Source organism: Modestobacter sp. SYSU DS0511, assembly GCF_054050755.1.
This window is the reverse complement of record NZ_JBJGZY010000040.1, coordinates 1-15,939: the sequence shown is the minus strand read 5'-3', so window position 1 is coordinate 15,939 and position 15,939 is coordinate 1. Positions and strand designations below refer to the sequence as shown.

Annotated in this window: 15 protein-coding genes, 1 tRNA gene and 1 pseudogene; 6 read left to right on the top strand and 11 right to left on the bottom strand. The window is 72.7% G+C overall.

Features of this window, described 5'->3' with window-relative positions; genetic code table 11:
• Positions 1 to 24 precede the first annotated feature (24 nt).
• Positions 25 to 1,437, top strand: coding sequence for an acyl-CoA carboxylase subunit beta (locus ACI783_RS16740; protein ID WP_457141493.1), 1,413 nt, complete (start codon positions 25 to 27; stop codon positions 1,435 to 1,437).
• Positions 1,438 to 1,618: 181 nt separating this feature from the next.
• On the opposite strand, the gene ACI783_RS16735 is transcribed toward ACI783_RS16740, so the two are convergent.
• A complete protein-coding gene (locus ACI783_RS16735; protein ID WP_457141492.1) occupies positions 1,619 to 2,119 on the bottom strand; it encodes a DUF3145 domain-containing protein in 501 nt (166 codons plus the stop codon).
• Between the two features lie 315 nt (positions 2,120 to 2,434).
• Positions 2,435 to 3,385 (bottom strand): DUF368 domain-containing protein, encoded by a 951-nt coding sequence (locus tag ACI783_RS16730; RefSeq protein WP_457141491.1) that lies wholly within the window; start codon positions 3,383 to 3,385, stop codon positions 2,435 to 2,437.
• An 83-nt stretch (positions 3,386 to 3,468) separates the two neighbouring features.
• Here ACI783_RS16730 and ACI783_RS16725 point away from each other — a divergent pair.
• The 3 genes and pseudogenes from ACI783_RS16725 to ACI783_RS16715 all read left to right on the top strand — a co-directional run.
• Positions 3,469 to 4,308: pseudogene (locus tag ACI783_RS16725) on the top strand (arylsulfotransferase family protein); the annotation flags it as partial.
• Positions 4,283 to 4,933 carry an arylsulfotransferase family protein gene (locus ACI783_RS16720; RefSeq protein ID WP_457141490.1) on the top strand — a complete coding sequence of 217 codons (651 nt, stop codon included), beginning with the start codon at positions 4,283 to 4,285 and terminating at the stop codon, positions 4,931 to 4,933. The pseudogene ACI783_RS16725 and the gene ACI783_RS16720, both read left to right, overlap by 26 nt.
• Positions 4,934 to 4,958: 25 nt before the next feature.
• Positions 4,959 to 5,032: transfer RNA gene (locus ACI783_RS16715), tRNA-Ile, on the top strand.
• Positions 5,033 to 5,091: 59 nt separating this feature from the next.
• Here ACI783_RS16715 and ACI783_RS16710 read toward each other — a convergent pair.
• Complete coding sequence (locus tag ACI783_RS16710; RefSeq protein WP_457141489.1) at positions 5,092 to 5,226, bottom strand: hypothetical protein; 135 nt, start codon at positions 5,224 to 5,226, stop codon at positions 5,092 to 5,094.
• Positions 5,227 to 5,422: 196 nt separating this feature from the next.
• Between ACI783_RS16710 and ACI783_RS16705 the strand changes: the two genes are divergently transcribed.
• The gene (locus tag ACI783_RS16705; RefSeq protein WP_457141488.1) at positions 5,423 to 5,803 is read left to right on the top strand and encodes a hypothetical protein; all 381 of its coding nucleotides are present in this window, start codon (positions 5,423 to 5,425) and stop codon (positions 5,801 to 5,803) included.
• Positions 5,804 to 5,825: 22 nt separating this feature from the next.
• On the opposite strand, the gene ACI783_RS16700 is transcribed toward ACI783_RS16705, so the two are convergent.
• From ACI783_RS16700 to ACI783_RS16665, 8 genes are all read right to left on the bottom strand, one after another.
• A complete protein-coding gene (locus ACI783_RS16700; RefSeq protein ID WP_457141487.1) occupies positions 5,826 to 6,689 on the bottom strand; it encodes a sugar phosphate isomerase/epimerase family protein in 864 nt (287 codons plus the stop codon).
• 9 nt (positions 6,690 to 6,698) lie between these two features.
• Entirely contained in the window at positions 6,699 to 7,481 is a 783-nt protein-coding gene (locus ACI783_RS16695; protein ID WP_457141486.1) for an SDR family NAD(P)-dependent oxidoreductase, read from the bottom strand.
• Positions 7,482 to 7,560: 79 nt separating this feature from the next.
• Complete coding sequence (locus tag ACI783_RS16690) at positions 7,561 to 8,529, bottom strand: sugar ABC transporter substrate-binding protein (protein WP_457141485.1); 969 nt, start codon at positions 8,527 to 8,529, stop codon at positions 7,561 to 7,563.
• 81 nt (positions 8,530 to 8,610) lie between these two features.
• A complete protein-coding gene (locus ACI783_RS16685) occupies positions 8,611 to 9,603 on the bottom strand; it encodes an ABC transporter permease (protein WP_457141484.1) in 993 nt (330 codons plus the stop codon).
• Position 9,604: 1 nt separating this feature from the next.
• Positions 9,605 to 11,128, bottom strand: coding sequence for a sugar ABC transporter ATP-binding protein (locus tag ACI783_RS16680; RefSeq protein ID WP_457141483.1), 1,524 nt, complete (start codon positions 11,126 to 11,128; stop codon positions 9,605 to 9,607).
• Positions 11,125 to 12,201 (bottom strand): zinc-dependent alcohol dehydrogenase, encoded by a 1,077-nt coding sequence (locus ACI783_RS16675; RefSeq protein ID WP_457141482.1) that lies wholly within the window; start codon positions 12,199 to 12,201, stop codon positions 11,125 to 11,127. Before ACI783_RS16675 ends, ACI783_RS16680 begins: the two co-directional genes overlap by 4 nt.
• A gap of 41 nt (positions 12,202 to 12,242) precedes the next feature.
• Positions 12,243 to 13,208 carry a transketolase family protein gene (locus ACI783_RS16670; RefSeq protein ID WP_457141481.1) on the bottom strand — a complete coding sequence of 322 codons (966 nt, stop codon included), beginning with the start codon at positions 13,206 to 13,208 and terminating at the stop codon, positions 12,243 to 12,245.
• Positions 13,208 to 14,086 carry a transketolase gene (locus tag ACI783_RS16665; protein WP_457141480.1) on the bottom strand — a complete coding sequence of 293 codons (879 nt, stop codon included), beginning with the start codon at positions 14,084 to 14,086 and terminating at the stop codon, positions 13,208 to 13,210. The genes ACI783_RS16670 and ACI783_RS16665 overlap by 1 nt, the downstream gene beginning before the upstream one ends.
• 246 nt (positions 14,087 to 14,332) lie before the next feature.
• Between ACI783_RS16665 and ACI783_RS16660 the strand changes: the two genes are divergently transcribed.
• Positions 14,333 to 15,832 (top strand): aldehyde dehydrogenase family protein, encoded by a 1,500-nt coding sequence (locus ACI783_RS16660; RefSeq protein WP_457141479.1) that lies wholly within the window; start codon positions 14,333 to 14,335, stop codon positions 15,830 to 15,832.
• Positions 15,833 to 15,939 lie beyond the last annotated feature (107 nt).

The window sequence follows — 15,939 nt, the reverse complement described above, 5'->3', positions numbered from 1 at the left end:
GCACGTCCCTCTGAGGAGCTGCTCATGACCACCGCCACCCCCGCGCCGCCGGTCGCCACCGTCGACCCCCGCGACCCCGAGGACCGGCTGGCCCGGTTCTTCGACCCGGGCTCGCTGCAGCTGCTGGCCGCCCGCGACACCTCCGGGGTGCTGGCGGGGCGCGGCACCGTCGCCGGCTCCCCGACGATCGCCTACTGCACCGACGCCACGATCATGGGCGGCGCGATGGGCGTCGACGGCTGCCGGCACATCGTCGACGCCATCGACACCGCGCTGCGCGAGCGGGTGCCGGTCGTCGGCATCTGGCACTCCGGGGGTGCCCGGCTGGCCGAGGGCGTCACCGCCCTGCACGCGGTCGGCGAGGTGTTCGCCGCGATGGTGCGCGCCTCGGGGCGGGTGCCGCAGATCTCCGTCGTCCTCGGCGCTGCCGCCGGCGGCGCGGCCTACGGGCCGGCGCTCACCGACCTGGTGATCATGGGCCCGGCCGGGCGCGTGTTCGTCACCGGCCCGGACGTCGTCCGGTCGGTCACCGGTGAGGTCGTCGACCAGGAGCAGCTCGGCGGCCCGGATACCCACGGTCGGCGCTCCGGCGTCGTGCACGTGGTGACCGAGACCGAGGCCGAGGCGCTGGAGACCGCCCGCACCGCGGTCGACCTGCTGGCCGCGCAGGGCAGCTTCGCCCCCGCCCAGGACGAGCCGGCCGTCGACCTCATGGCACTGCTGCCCGAGCAGCGCAACCGCGCCTACGACGTCAAGCCGCTGGTCGCCACCCTGCTCGACGGCCCCGGCCTGGAACTGCACCCGCGGTTCGCACCGAACATCGTGACCACGCTCGGCCGGCTTGCCGGGCGCACCGTCGGGGTGATCGCGAACAACCCGCTGCGCCTGGGCGGCTGCCTGGACTCCGCCTCCGCGGAGAAGGCGGCCCGGTTCGTGCGGATGTGCGATGCCTTCGGGGTGCCGCTGGTCGTGCTGGTCGACGTGCCCGGCTACCTGCCCGGCGTCGGCCAGGAGTGGGACGGCGTGGTGCGCCGCGGGGCGAAGCTGCTGCACGCCTTCGCCGAGGCGGTGGTGCCGCGGGTGACGCTGGTGACCCGCAAGTCCTACGGCGGCGCCTACATCGCGATGAACGCCCGCTCGCTCGGGGCCAACGCGGTGTTCGCCTGGCCCGGGGCCGAGGTCGCCGTCATGGGCGCCAAGGCCGCCGTCGGCATCCTGCACCGCAAGAAGCTCGCTGCCGCACCGCCCGGGGAGCGGGAGGCGCTGCACGCGCAGCTGGCCGAGGAGCACGAGCGGATCGCCGGCGGGGTGAACCGGGCCCGGGAGATCGGCGTCGTCGACGACGTCGTCGAGCCGGCCCAGACCAAGCGGCGGCTGGTGGCCGCGCTGGCGGAGACCCCGGCCGGGCGGGGCGCGCACGGCAACATCCCGCTCTGAGCGACGCCCCCGCCTCCCGCGGGGATCAGGTCAGCTGATCGTGCTCGCGCCTGGCTCACCTCCTGCGGTGAGCCAGGCGCAGGCACGGTGAGCCAGGACGGCGAACGGCCCGGCCCCCTCGAAGGGGCCGGGCCGTTGCGCGTTCGGCTGGGCGGCGGTCGAGTCGGGACGCCGCCTGCCGTCAGACGACCTGGTGCAGCCAGGTGACCGGGGCGGCGTCGCCGGCGTACCGGTAGGCCTCCAGGTCGGCGTCCCAGGCGGCGCCCAGGAGCTGGTCGACGCCGTGGCGGAACGCCTCGACCGAGGTGGCGGTGGCGGCCAGGTGCCGCAGCTGCTGCTCGGTGATGATCAGGTCGCCGTTGGCGCTGACCGGCGCACGGTGCACCCCGTGCCCGGGCACGTAGGACATGCGCTCACCGTCGTTGCCGTGGCTGGCCTCCTCGGTCACCTCGAAGCGCAGCATCGGCCACTGCTTCAGGGCAGCGACCAGCTTGGCCCCGGTGCCGGGGGCGCCCGTCCAGGCGATCTCGGCACGGTAGGAGCCGTGCGCCACGGGCTGGTCAGCCCACGTCAAAGACACCGGCGCGCCGACGACGCGCTCGAGCGCCCATTCGACGTGCTGGCACAACACCTTCGGGCACGCGTGCACGAAGACGACACCCTGGGTTGACCGTCGCTGCACGGCGCACCTCCATCGACTCGACTGGTTCGTCTTCCCCAACGGACCTGTCGTGTTCGGTGGCACTGCGTTCGCACTGCGGCGACTCCAGGAGCAACCGGTCGCCAGTCTGCCCGACGGGCGGCTCGGCGCGCCAGTGCGAGCTGAGGCGAACGAGACGCCTGGGCCCCGATGTGTCCAGTGGGACGAGTGAGGCACACGTCGACCACGGCTTTTGCAGCGAGAGGTGGACGATTCAGGCAGAAAGTGTCCATCCCACATGGTGGACACCTCGGCGCATCCGGGGCGGCGCTGCCAGGCCCCCGAGGAGTCTGCCGGTCAGGCCCGGTGTCGCGCCAGGGCCTCCGCTGCCGCCCGGCGGTCCAGCCGGGTCTGCACGGTGAGGGCGAGGGCGACCAGCAGGCCGGCACCGAGCGCCAGCGCGGCCATGGCGAGGGCGCCGTCGTCGGGTGCCAGCAGTGCACGGTCCTCGGTCCGCCACGGCCACAGGGCGCGCAGCGAGCCGACCATCAGGCCGGTCATCAGGGCCAGCGTCAGCGCGTGGTGGAAGCGCAGGGCCGCCTGCAACGCCTTGACGAACAGCCCGAGGCCGAGGGCGGCCCCCAGCGCGAAGGCCCCGACGTAGGCCAGGTCGCGGGAGTTGACCGCCGCCAGCGTGGGGCCGTAGAGGCCGAGGGTCAGCAGGATGAAGGACCCGGAGATGCCGGGCAGCACCAGGGCGCAGATCGCGACCGCGGCGGCGAGCACGACCACCGGCAGCGACGGGTTCGCGTCGCCGCCGGGCGGCAGGCCGGTGAGCAGGAAGGCGGCGATCGCCGCCAGCACCGCGACGACGACGTCGCGGGTCGACCAGCGCCCGACCATCCGGGCCGGGGCGACGATGGAGAACAGCACCATGCCGAAGAAGACCGCCCGGGCGCCGACCGGGTGGTCCTCGATCAGCGGCTCCAGCAACCGGGCGCCGACGACGACGGCGACGGCCATGCCGGCCAGCAGGGGCAGGATCGTCCACCAGTGCGCGCGGCCGATCTCCGCGCGTGCCTCGGCGAGCCGCCCGGTGACCGCGTGGCGCAGGCTGGTGACGACGTGCCCGGCGCCGTCGATCAGCCGCTCGTAGACCCCGAGGACCAGGGCGACGGTGCCGCCGCTGACGCCCGGCACCACCTCCGCGGCGCCCATCGCCAGGCCGCGGACCACGTGGCCGGGCGCGGTGCGGAGGCCACCGTCGGGAACGGGGACCGTGGAACTGCCTGACTCCTCTGCACGCACCTGGCCCAGGCTAGTGGCGGTCGGCCAGCCCGATCGGCATTGCGGCGAGCGTTCGAGTTGCGCGCTCCTGACATTCTCCAGAGATGCACCGCGGACACGCCCGGCAGATCGCAGCGGCGACGTGCCTCGCACTGCTGCTGACCTCCTGCGGCTGGGGTGAGGAGGCAACCCCGGAAGCGGCGGCGAGCACCGGTCCGGCGCTGGAGTTCGTGAGCCGCCCCGACCTCGTCGCCCCCGACCTGGACATCGACCAGCGCGGGCCGGCCCGATCCCCCGACGGCTCCCTGGTGTTCTTGGGACCCAAGAGCGAGGGCGCACCGCTCACCGGGGTGCTGATCGTCGACGACGCCGGGGAGCCGGTCTGGATCCACCCCACGGACGGGCGCTCCTACGACGTCCGGGTGCAGACCTTCCGCGGCGAGCCGGTGCTCACCTGGTGGCGCGGCGAGAGCCCTGTCGTCGGGCTGGGAGCCGGCGAGTTCGTGCTCGTCGACGAGTCCTACGAGGAGATCGGCACGGTCACCACCGGCGGCGACCTCGACCCCGGCCAGGCCGACTTCCACGAGGGACGGCTGACCGACCGGGGGACGATGCTGCTCACCGCCTACGTCAAGCAGGAGCACGACCTCACGCCGGTGGGCGGCCCCGAGGACGGCTGGATCTGGGACGGCGTCGTCCAGGAGGTGGACGTCGCCACCGGCGAGGTCGTCTTCCAGTGGAGCGCCCTGGACCACGTGCCGCTGGAGCAGACCAGGAGCGAGCTGCCCGAGGACGGCGGCACCGAGGACAAGCCGTTCGACTGGTTCCACGTCAACTCGATCGCCGAGGACACCGACGGGTCGCTGCTGGTGTCCGCACGCAACACCTGGGCGGTCTACGACGTCGACCGGGCGACCGGTGCCGTCGAGTGGACGCTCGGTGGCGAGGCCAGCGACTTCGACCTCGGGGAGGGCGTGGAGTTCGCCTGGCAGCACGGACGCCGAACGCCAGGCCGATGGCACGCTGACCCTGTTCGACAACCAGTCCGAACCCGACGTCGGCCCGACGTCCCGCGGGCTGCGCCTGGGCCTGGACGAGCGGGCGAGAACGGCCACCGTGGTCACCGAGTACCTGCCGCCCGACCCGGACCGGCTGGCCGGCAGCCAGGGCAGCTTCCAGCAGCTGCCGGACGGCAGCGTCCTGATCGGCTGGGGGTCGCGGCCGTTCTACTCGGAGTTCGCCGCCGACGGCACGCTGCTCACCGACGTCGCGCTCGGCTCCGGCGACAACTACCGCACCGACCGTGCAGAGTGGACCGGCCGACCGGACACCGACCCCGACGCGGTGCTGGAGGCCGGCCGGGTGCACGTCAGCTGGAACGGCGCCACCGAGGTGGCCTCGTGGCGGCTCGTGACCGGCGACGACGAGCAGGGCGCGGTGGCCGGCGACCCGGTGCGGCGCACCGGCTTCGAGACGGCGCTCCCGGTGGACGGCGACCCGGCGTACGTGGCCGTGGAGGCGCTGGACGCCGACGGCGCCGTGCTGGGCAGCACCGTGCTGGGCGACTGAGGGCGCCCGCTAGCGTGAACGCCCTGGGGCGGTAGCTCAGCCGGTCAGAGCATGGGACTCATAATCCCTGGGTCGTGGGTTCGAGCCCCACCCGCCCCACTCCCGCACCGCCGTCACGGGCGCGGCCCTCGGGTCCAGCGATCGTCGGACCATGACTGTCAGCTGCGGCCTGGCAAGTCCGCCGGCTGGACCACCGACCGCGGGAACGGGCTCTCCTCGACGGTGAACTGCCCGAAGGTGGCGAACAGCATCAGGCCGCCCACGGCGCCCACGGTGAGCAGCGATGCCGCCACCCGCCTTGGCTGGCTGAGCGGCGGCATTGGACGGTCCTGAGGGCGGGGCACCCGTGGATCTCACCCCGCTGATCGCCACGCCGGGTAGCCGCGAGCTGCGGTTCCCCCGACCCAGGGTCACCCCACCGGGCCCGGGTCGCTCACTCCACCGGACGTCGGCACGGAATCGTCGGTGGCGGCGGGCAGGCTGTCGCGCATGGTCGCCTTCTTCGTCCCCCGCGCCGCCGACGCCGAGCAGGCCGAGCGGCTCTACGACGCGCTGGCGGAGTTCGCCGGCGTCGAGGCCGCCCCGGTCGGCGAGCGGGTCCGCGCGATCACCTTCACGCAGGACGACGCCCGGTGGACCGCCGAGGTCGGCGAGGAGCTGCGCGGCGAGCGCACGACCAGGCTGCTGCGCCGCGGGGAGGTGCTCGAGCGCACCGAAGAGCTCACCTCGGCCTCCCGGGTGCTGGCCATCTACCCCGGCTCGCCGTTCACCGTCGTCACCGACGCCCAGCCGATCACCGGCGTCGCGTCGGAGTGGGCGAACCCGTTCACCGCCAGCCCCGACGGGGTCACGCCCTTCGACCGGGCGTGACCCCGCAGGGCCAGCAGGGACGTCAGGCCGGACCGGCCGCCTCCGCCTTCCGCACCAGCTCGATCGCCTCCGCCGCGACGGCAGCCCCGTCGGCGTAGGGCTCCCGCCAGATGGCGAGCAGGTCGCTCGCCTCGCTGGACAGCACCGACCGGGAGAACGCCTCCAGCCCGACCCGTCCGCCGTACCCGGCGCCGATCGCCGCGCGGACGACCGCCTCGACGTCGACCGAACCGGCCGACAGCGGCCCCCGGCCGGACTGGCCCAGCTCCAGGTACCCGAGCACCGGCGCCGTCTCCCGGACCGCGCCGAGCATGTCCGCCTCCTCCACCGCCATGTGGAAGGTGTCCAGGTGCACCCGGAGGTGCGCCGACCCGCTCGCGGCCACGAAGTCCCGCGCCTGCCGGGCGGTGTTGATCAGCGCCGACTCGTAGCGGTTGAGCACCTCGAAGGTCATCGCCACCCCCCGGTCGTGGGCATGGTCGGCGACGGCGCCGAGCTGGGCGGCCGACCACTCGAACGCCCCGGCGGGCTCCGCGGTCGGCGCCCGTCCGAACAGCCCGTAGGAGACGCCGTTCATCTGGTCACCACCCAGGGCCACGGTGGCCTCGACCATCCGCCGCAGCGCCTGGGCACCCCGCTCCCGCTCGGCCGGGTCGCTCGAAGAGACGTCGGCACCCGGCGCCTGCCCGGCGATCGTGACCGGGGTGAGCCCGTGGTCGCGGAACAGCGCCGCCCACTCCCCCAGCGGCGCGCTCTCCGGGTCGATCGGCGGCAGGACGACGGCGCCGTACCCGAGCTCGGCCAGGGTGCGCAGCGCCCGACCCAGACCCGGCTCCGCCATGTCCGGCACCAGCACGTTGAGGTGGCAGGCGACCTCGATCGGCACGTCGGCTCCTCAGAACGTGGGCAGGTCGAGGCGCTGCTTGAACACCGAGTACCCGTCGTCGACGTGCACGACGGTGCCGTTGATGACGTTCGCCTCGTCGGAGGCGAGGAACGCGACGACGTCGGCGATCTCGCTGGGCTCGGTGAGCTTGCCCCGCAGCTGCTCGGAGGCGAAGGTCGACTTCAGCTCCTCGCTGAACTGGTTGATGATCGGGGTGCCCACCCGGCCGGGCGTGATCGCCACCGCACGGACCCCGTACTGGGCCAGCTCGTAGGCCGCCGACCGGGTGAAGGAGATGACCGCCGCCTTCGCCGCGCTGTAGCTGAACGCCAGCTCGGCCGCCTGCTCCCCGTAGATCGACGAGGTGCTGATGATGACGCCGCCGGTGCCCTGCGCCCGGAACTGCCGGCCGGCGGCGAGGATCCCGTGGTACACGCCGTCCTGGTCGACCCGGATCATCGGCGCATAGTCGACCGCCGGGTCGTGGTCGAGCAGCGCCTTGCCCCCGGCGATGCCGGCGTTGTTGAAGATGACGTCGAGCTTGCCGAAGACGTCGACCGCGCGCTGCACGGCGGCCTCGACGTCGGCGTACACCGAGACGTCGGCCTGCGCTGCCGCGACGGCGCCGTCGTGGCCGTCGGACTCGATCTCGGCGACGACCTTCTCCGCGCGCTCCTGGTCGATGTCGACCACGAGCACCTTGGCGCCCTCCCGGACGAACTTCTGCACCGTCGCGTGGCCGATGCCGCTGGCCCCGCCGGTGATGAGTGCGACCTTGTCTTCCAGACGCATGGGTCTGCCTTCCTCGCTGTCTCGTGTGATGGGGGTGCGCCGCGGGGGGGCCGATCCACCGGCCCGCCCCGCGTTCACGTCAGCCGGTCGCTTCGATCTCGCCGGCGTTCTCCCGGGTCACGAGGGTGACCTCGGTCTCGACGAAGTTCTCCTCGGGCAGCTCGCCGGTCTCGGCGTACGTCTCGAGGAACTCGATCACCCGGTCGAGCACGGCGGGCCAGTCCTGGACGACGGTCGCGTAGAACGGGCCGCCCTCCTGGATCTCGGCCAGGGCGATGCCGACCGCGTCGACGCCGGTGACGAAGATGTCGTCGCGGCCGGCCTCGTTGATCGCCTGGGTGGCGCCGACCGCGGCGTGGTCCCAGCCGACCCAGACCCCGTCGAGCCCCTCGGGGTTGGCCTGCAGGTAGTCGGTGACGAACCGCAGCGCCTCCTCCTGCGAGGTGCCCGGGCTCAGCACCTGGCGCATCTCCCCGCCGGCGATGTTCGCCCCGCCCTCGATGAGCAGCTCCTCCGCCATCCGGCTCCGGGTGGCGATCCCGACGTGCGGGTCGTGGCCGATGACCATCACGTCCTTGCCCTCCAGACCGCCCATCGCCTCCTCGAGCGCGCCGACGGTGAGCTCGGCGATCTGCTGCTGGTCGGTGGTCACGTCGACGACGAAGTCGTCGTTGGGCTCGACCCCGCCGTCGATGGAGAAGATCGGGATGTCGTTGTTCTCCGCGGCGTTGACCAGGGGCGCGATCTGGCGGGGGTCGGGGAACCCGGCGAGGATCGCGTCCACGCCCTGCGTCACGGCCGACTGGACATCGGTGTTGATCTTGTCGTAGTCGAAGTCGCTGGTGTAGAGGTCGACGTCCCAGCCGAGCGCCTCGCCGCGCTCGACGAAGGCGTCCATCGTCGACTTGCCGACCGGGGTGCCGTAGCCGGCGGTGAACGCCGCCACCCGGAAGCTGTCCTCCCCGCCGCCGCCCGAGTCCGAGCACCCGCTCAGGGCGAGGCCCGAGGCGAGCCCCAGGCCGACCACCGTCGAGAACCGTCTGCGCATCATCTACTCCTTTGTCGATTGAACGCATGTGCTGGAGCCGAGCGGCGGGACGCCGTTCAGCGGGGTGGATCGGGAGGGGAGCTACCGCTCCCGTGCCTTGAGGGAGGAGAGCGTGACGGCGGCGATGATGATCAGCCCGGTGAGGACCTGCTGGAAGTAGGTGCTCACGCCGACGATGTTGAGCCCGTTGCTCATCACGCCGATGATCCCGACGCCCACGAGGGTGCCGCCGACGTTGGCGGCGCCGGAGCGCAGGATCGTCATGCCGAGGAAGACCGCGGCGACGGCGAGCAGCATGTAGTTGTTCGCGCTCGTCGCACTGGCGCTGCTCAACCGGCTGACCAGGATGATCCCGCCGATCGCGGAGACGAACCCCGCGGCGGTGAAGGCCAGGAACCGCGCGATCGGCACGTTGACCCCGGACAGCCGCGCCACCTCCGCGCTGCCGCCGACGGCGTGCCACCGCCGGCCGAGCGTCGTGAAGCGCAGCACCGCCCACACGACCAGGGCGACGGCCACCGCGAAGAAGATGGGCATGGGGATGCCCAGGGGCCGGCTCTGCCCGATCCAGGAGAACTCGTCGGGCATCCCGTAGAGCGTGGTGCCGTCGGTGACGATGAAGGCCAGCCCGCCCACCGAGGTCAGCGTCGCCAGGGTGGCGACGAAGGGCGACAGCTTCATGTAGGCCACCAGGAAGCCGTTGACCATGCCGACGAGCGTGCCGGCGCCGAGGCCGGCCAGGATCGCCAGCGGGATCGGCACGCCTGCGATGAGCAGCGCCGCGGTGGTCGCGCCCGACAGCGTGGCGGTCACGCCCACCGAGAGGTCGAACGCGCCCACGACCATCACCATGGTCTGCGCCGACGCGATGATCGCCAGGATCGCGATCTGCTCCAGGATGTTGCGCACGTTCCCGAAGCTCAGGAACGCGCCCGGGCGCAGGACGCCGAACAGGACGATCAGCGCCACCAGGGCGATGAGCGTGCCGCCCTGCCACAGCAGCTGTGCGACCGGGGCCCGGTCGTTCGGCGTCTTCGCCGGCGCCGTCGCCGGCGGCGCGTCGGTGGTGGCCATGTCAGGCCGTCCTTCCGTAGCAGTAGGCGAGCAGGGTCTCTTCGTCGGCGTCCGCGGCCGGGACCACGCCCGAGACGCGACCCTCGTGCATGATCACGATCCGGTCGGACAGCCCGATGAGCTCGGGCAGCTCGGAGCTCACCGCGATGACGGTCGTGCCGCCGGCCGCGAGCTGCCGGATCAGCCGGTAGATCTCCGCCTTGGTGCCGACGTCGATCCCGCGGGTCGGCTCGTCCATGAGCAGGACCTTCGGCCGGCGGGCGAGCATCTTCGCCAGCACGACCTTCTGCTGGTTGCCCCCCGACAGGTTGCCGACCTCCTGGCGCGGGCCCCGGGCCTTGATCTGCAGGTCGGCGAGCGCTGACTGGGCCATCTGGGCGATGGCCCGGTTGGACACCCAACCGGCCCGGCTGACCGTCGGCAGGTTGGCGACGGCGATGTTGTTCTGGATCGAGTCGCCGAGGATCACGCCCTGGCTGCGCCGCTCCTCCGGCACCAACGCGATCCCGGCGTCCAGGGCGTGGCCGACCCCGAAGGACGCCGGCAGCACCCCGTCGGCGACGGTGATCGAGCCGGACGTCCGCTTCTGCGCGCCGGCCAGCAGCCGGAGCACCTCGCTGCGGCCCGCACCGGCCAGTCCGCCGATGCCGAGCACCTCCCCGGCGTGCGCCCGGAACGAGACGTCCCGCACGCGCCGCCCGGTGAGCCCGTCGACCGTCAGCACGACATCGCCGGTGGCGGTGTCCCGGGCGGGGTACATCTCGCCCTGCGGGCGGCCGACCATCGTGGAGATGACCTCGTCGATGTGCGTCTCCGCGATCGCCCGGGTCACGATGGTCTCGCCGTTGCGCATGATCGTCAGCCGGTCGCAGAGCTCGAAGACCTCGTCGAGGCGGTGCGACACGTAGACGATCGCGACGCCCTCGTCGCGCAGCCGGCGCAGCACCGCGAACAGGTCGGTGATCTCGGTGTCGGTCAGCGACGCGGTCGGCTCGTCGAGGATGAGCACCCGCGCGTCGGTGGCCAGGGCCCGGGCGACGGCGACCATGGTCTGCTGCACCGGGGAGAGGTCGCCGGCGAGCTTCCGCAGCGGGATGCGCTGGTTGAGCCGGGCCAGCTGCTCACCGGCCCGCTGGTGCAGCCGGCGCCAGCTGACCAGCCCCCCGCTGCTCGGGGTCTCCTCCCCCAGCAGGATGTTCTCCGCGACGCTGATCGTGGGGATGATCGACAGCTCCTGGTAGAGCGCGACGACGCCCCGGCCGTGCGCGGCGCGCACGTTGGCGAAGTGCACCGGCTCGCCGTCGCGCCGGACCTCCCCCGCGTCGGGCTCGAGGAGGCCGGTGACCACCTTGATCAGCGTCGACTTGCCCGCACCGTTCTCCCCGAGCAGCGCGTGGATCTCCCCCGGCTGCACCGACAGCCGCGCGCCGTCGAGGGCGAACACGCCGTCGAAGTGCTTGCTGATGCCGACGGCCTCCAGCGCCGGGGTGCCCTCGACGACCGTGGGCCGCAGGGTGCTGGTCACCGCTGCACCCCGGGGCCGTCGTGGTGGTCGAGGTCGTTGCACCGGATGAGCACCTTCGGGTGCTCGCCGGACAGGTGCGCGGCGAAGGCCTCGACGGCCTGGTCGAAGGGGAACCAGGTGGCGGTCAGCGCCTCGAGGTCCAGCAGCGGCAGCAGCTGCACCGCCCGCGGAAAGGCGTAGGGGGAGACGAAGACGCCGGTGAGGGTGAGCTCCTTGAGGTAGAGGAAGTCCGACAGGTTGAGCGGCATCTCGAAGTCGGCGGGGTACATCGCGCCGTAGACGACGGTCCCCCCCTTGGCCGCCAGGTCCAGCAGACCGCGCACCGCGCGGGGAGAACCCGACGCGTCGATGACCACGTCGTACCCGCGCCCCCCGGTGATCTCGGCCGCCCGGGCCGCCTGGTCCTCCCCGACCGGGTCGATCACGTGCTCGGCCCCGCCGGCCAGCGCCATCTGCCGCCGGTCGGCGATCGGCTCGATCAGCGTCAGCGACGTGGCGCCGTGCAGCCGCAGCACCTGCAGCGCGAGCTGCCCGATCGGACCGCCGCCGCAGACCGCCACCCGGTCGCCGACCCGCAGCCGGGCCTTGTCGGCCATCCGGACGGCGACGGACACCGGCTCGAGCAGGCACCCGTGCCGCAGGCTCACCGAGTCCGGCAGCCGGTACGCCTGCGACTCGTGCCAGGTGACCGTCTCGGCCATGCCCGGGCGGTTGTAGTCGGCGATGTGCTCGCAGAACTGCTGGCGCCCGTCGCGGCACGGGCCGCAGCTGCCGCAGAACCGCAGGAAGTTGCCGGCGACCCGGTCGCCCACCCGGATGCCGGTGCGGACGCCGTCCCCCACCGCCTCCACGACACCGGACAGCTCGTGCCCGAGGCCGATCGGCACGTCGGTGCCGAAGAACCCCTCCGCCAGGTGCGGGTCCGAGCCGCAGATCGCCGCGTAGGCGACGCGGATCCGGACGTCCTCCGGGCCGAGCGGCTGGTCGGGCAGGTCGACGATGCCGACCCTGCCGCGGGCCGACTCGTCCGGGTCGCGCAAGTTGCCGATCTTGGTGACCGCGACTGTTCTCATCCGTCTCTCCGTTGAGCGCTGATCGAGAAGGGGCAGGGGGGTCAGGGGCGGGCTGCGATCACCCGGCGGGTGGCGGCCACCGTGGCCGCGAGCCCGTAGCCGTGCTTGTCGCGGAGCTCCTCGTCCTCCCCGAAGCCGGCGTAGACCTGCGGGATGCCGAGCCGCTCGAAGCCGGTGAGGCGGATGCCGCGGTCGGCGACGACGTCGGCGATCCGGCTGGCGAGGCCGCCGTAGGCCAGGTGGTCCTCGAGCACCACGAACCGGCCGCCGGTCTCCTCGGCGCACTGGGCGATGAGGTCGGCGTCGATCGGCTTGAGGGTGAACATGTCGACCACCCGCACCGAGCGGCCGTCGGTGGCGAGCTCCTCGGCAGCCTGCAGCGCCTGGGAGACGACGGTGCCGTGGGTGAAGATCGTGGCGTCGGTGCCCTCGCGGGCGACGATGCCCTTGCCGATCCGCACGTCGTGCTGGCCCTCCTCGTAGAGGACCATGTCCTTCTTGCCGACGGCGAGCCGGATGTAGATGGGGCCCGGCATGCTCATCGACTGGCGGAGCACCTCGCCGACCATCATCGGGTCGCCGATCGAGGTGACCGTCATGTTCGTCAGGGCGCACATCAGCGCGAGGTCCTCGACCGCGTAGTGCGTGGAGCCGCCGTTGCCGACCAGCCCGCCGTGCGTGCCGATGATCTTCACCGGGAGGTTGGGGTAGCAGACGTCGGTGCGCACCTGCTCGAGCGCCCGCATGCTCAGGAACGGCAGCATGCCGGAGACGACCGGGATGTTGCCGTCGTAGGCCAGGCCCGCGGCGATGCCGACGCAGACCTGCTCCGCCAGGCCGACGTCGAGGAACCGGTCGGGGTACTTGTCGCGGAACTCCACCAGGGTCGCCCCGATGTCGGGGGTCAGCACCCACAGGTTGTCGTGGGTCTCCCCCAGCTCCGCCAGCGTCGTCCCGATCACCGACCGGGCCGACAGCATCTCGCCGAACGTGAACGTGACCGGCATCAGACCGACTCCTTCTCCCGGGATGCCTCGAGGGCGGCCAGCGCCCGCTCGAGGTCGGCGGCGCCGAGCGAGCCGGCGTGCCAGGCGAGGTTGTGCTCCATGAAGTCGACGCCCTTGCCCTTGACCGTCCGGCAGATGACCACGGTCGGGCGGTCGCTGTCGGTGGGCGGCAGGCCGTCGATCGCGGCGACCAGCGAGGCCATGTCGTGACCGTCGGTCTCCACGACGTTCCAGCCGAAGGCCCGCCACTTGTCCGGGTAGGGCTCGAAGACCACCCGCTCCTCGGCGAAGCTGGTCATCAGCTGGCGGTTGCGGTCGATGAAGGCCACCAGGTTGCCCAGCTCGTTGCTGCGGGCGGCCATGGCGGCCTCCCACACCGAGCCCTCACCGGTCTCGCCGTCACCGAGCAGGCACACCACCCGGTGGGCCTCACCGCGGTGCCGGGCGCTGAGCGCCATGCCCACCGCGAGCGGGAGGCCGTGCCCGAGCGAGCCGGTGGAGGCCTCCACCCCGGGCAGCTGCACCTTGCAGGGGTGCATGCCGTAGGCGCTGTCGAGCTTCCCGTAGGTCTCGACGATCCCCTCGTAGGAGAAGAAGCCGCGCATCGACATCGCGATGTACATGCAGACGGCGGCGTGCCCCTTGCTCAGCAGGAACCGGTCGCGCCGGGGGTTGCTGATGTCGTCGGGGTCGACCCGCAGGCCGTAGTGGAACAGCGCGGTGAAGATGTCGGCCGCGGAGAGGTCGCCGCCGATGTGCACCGCGCCCTCGTAGGTGCCGCAGAGGTGGAGCAGCTTGGAGCGCAGCTCGAAGGCCCGGTCCTCCAGCTCCGCCACCGAGGGCCGCTCGCCCTCCAGCGAGGCAACGTCGTCTCTCATCCTCAGAACCCCTCGTCGTCGAACGGTCAGGTGTGCGGTCCGGCCAGGGCGATCCCCGCGAGCCGGGGCTCGGGAAGGCCGGTGCCGACGTGTCTTGCGTCGCGCGGTCAGCGCTGGGTTTACTTGTCAACCATGTGGTGCGAGCCACAGTAGCCAGTCACGGTTCACATGTAAACGGGTTGTCGACGCCGTTTCGGCGGCTCCCCGGCACCCCCACCGGACCAACACAGAGAGGTGTCGATCCGCATGACCAGCACCATGAGCACGACCGCCCCGGTGACGACGGGGCTCTACATCGGCGGGCAGGAGCGGGCCACGGCCGACGTGCTCGACGTCGTCGACCCCGCCCGGCCGGACGTCGTCGTCGGGCACGCGGCGGCGGCGTCGAAGGAGGACGTGGCCGATGCCGTCGCGGCCGCGCGGGCGGCCTACCCGGCCTGGTCGGCGCTGTCCGCCACCGAGCGCGCCGCCCGGATGACCGCCGCCATCGAGGGGATCGCCGACGAGCGCGACGAGGACGCCCGGGTGCTCTCGCTGGAGAACGGCAAGATCGTGCACGAGGCCTGGGTCGACGCACTCGTCTTCGAGATCCGGTGGCAGCTCGCGGTGTCCCTCGCGGAGGAGGTCGAGCAGACCAAGGTGCTGCCTCCCGCGCCGGGGATCCCGGTCCAGACGACCGTCGCGTACCAGCCGATCGGCGTCGTGACGCTGATCGTCCCGTTCAACTGGCCGATCGCGATCCTCGCCGCCGCACTCCCCCACGCGCTGCTCGCCGGCAACACCGCGATCGTCAAGCCGCCGCCGTCGACGCCGCTGGCGACCACCCGCCTGGTGCAGCGCGTGGCCGAGAAGCTGCCCCCGGGCGTGCTCAACGTGGTCACGGGCCGGGACAGCGAGATGGCCGGCCTGATCGACAACCCGGACGTCGCCAAGGTCTGCTTCACCGGCAGCGTCAACGGCGGGAAGCGCATCATGGAGATGGCCTCGCGCAGCCTCACCCGGGTCACCCTGGAGCTCGGCGGCAACGACCCGGCGATCATCCGCGCCGACGCCGTCCTCGACGACGACCACCTGGACCGGCTGTTCGGCGCGGTCTACGACACCACGGGTCAGATCTGCATGAACGCCAAGCGGCTCTACGTGCACCGCTCCCGGATGGACGAGCTCGTCGCCGGGCTCACCGCGCGGCTGGAGAAGGTCGTCCTCGGCCACGGCCTCGCAGAGGGCACCACGATGGGCCCGCTGCACCAGCCCGCGCAGAAGGCCTTCGTCGCGGAGCTGATCGAGGAGGCGAGGTCCGCCGGTGCGACGGTGCTGGAGTTCGGCGAACTGCCGGACGGGGAGCTCGCCCAGGGCAACTTCCTGCGCCCGGCCGTCGTGGTGGACCCCGACCCGTCACTCCGGGTCGTCACCGAAGAGCAGTTCGGCCCGGTCATCCCGGTGATCCCCTTCGACGACGACGCCGACGCCGTCCGGCTGGCGAACGACACCTGGGCCGGCCTGTGCGCGTCGGTCTGGACCGCCGACGACGACGCGGCCAACCGCATCGGCGGGCAACTGGAGTGCGGGTACGTCTGGGTGAACGACCACGGGGCCGCGCGGCTGGACCTGCGCGCCCCCTTCGGCGGGATGAAGCACTCGGGCATGGGCCGCGAGCAGGGCATCGAGGGCGTGCGCGCCTTCCAGGACACCCGCTCGATCGCCCACGCCGCGAACTCGGCGAAGCAGGCCGGAGCCGCGCACTGACGCACCGTGGGGGGGGGGGGGGGGGGGGGGGGGGGGGGGGGGGGGGGGGGGGGGGGGGGGGGGGGGGGGGGGGGGGGGGGGGGGGGGCGGGGGGGGGGGGGGGGGGG

Coding starts and splice junctions, on each gene's coding strand:
- ACI783_RS16740 (WP_457141493.1), top strand. CDS start 25: ATGACCACCGCCACCCCCGCGCCGCCGGTCGCCACCGTCGACCCCCGC.
- ACI783_RS16705 (WP_457141488.1), top strand. CDS start 5,423: ATGGTCGCCTTCTTCGTCCCCCGCGCCGCCGACGCCGAGCAGGCCGAG.
- ACI783_RS16695 (WP_457141486.1), bottom strand. CDS start 7,481: ATGCGTCTGGAAGACAAGGTCGCACTCATCACCGGCGGGGCCAGCGGC.
- ACI783_RS16690 (WP_457141485.1), bottom strand. CDS start 8,529: ATGCGCAGACGGTTCTCGACGGTGGTCGGCCTGGGGCTCGCCTCGGGC.
- ACI783_RS16685 (WP_457141484.1), bottom strand. CDS start 9,603: ATGGCCACCACCGACGCGCCGCCGGCGACGGCGCCGGCGAAGACGCCG.
- ACI783_RS16675 (WP_457141482.1), bottom strand. CDS start 12,201: ATGAGAACAGTCGCGGTCACCAAGATCGGCAACTTGCGCGACCCGGAC.
- ACI783_RS16670 (WP_457141481.1), bottom strand. CDS start 13,208: ATGCCGGTCACGTTCACGTTCGGCGAGATGCTGTCGGCCCGGTCGGTG.
- ACI783_RS16665 (WP_457141480.1), bottom strand. CDS start 14,086: ATGAGAGACGACGTTGCCTCGCTGGAGGGCGAGCGGCCCTCGGTGGCG.
- ACI783_RS16660 (WP_457141479.1), top strand. CDS start 14,333: ATGACCAGCACCATGAGCACGACCGCCCCGGTGACGACGGGGCTCTAC.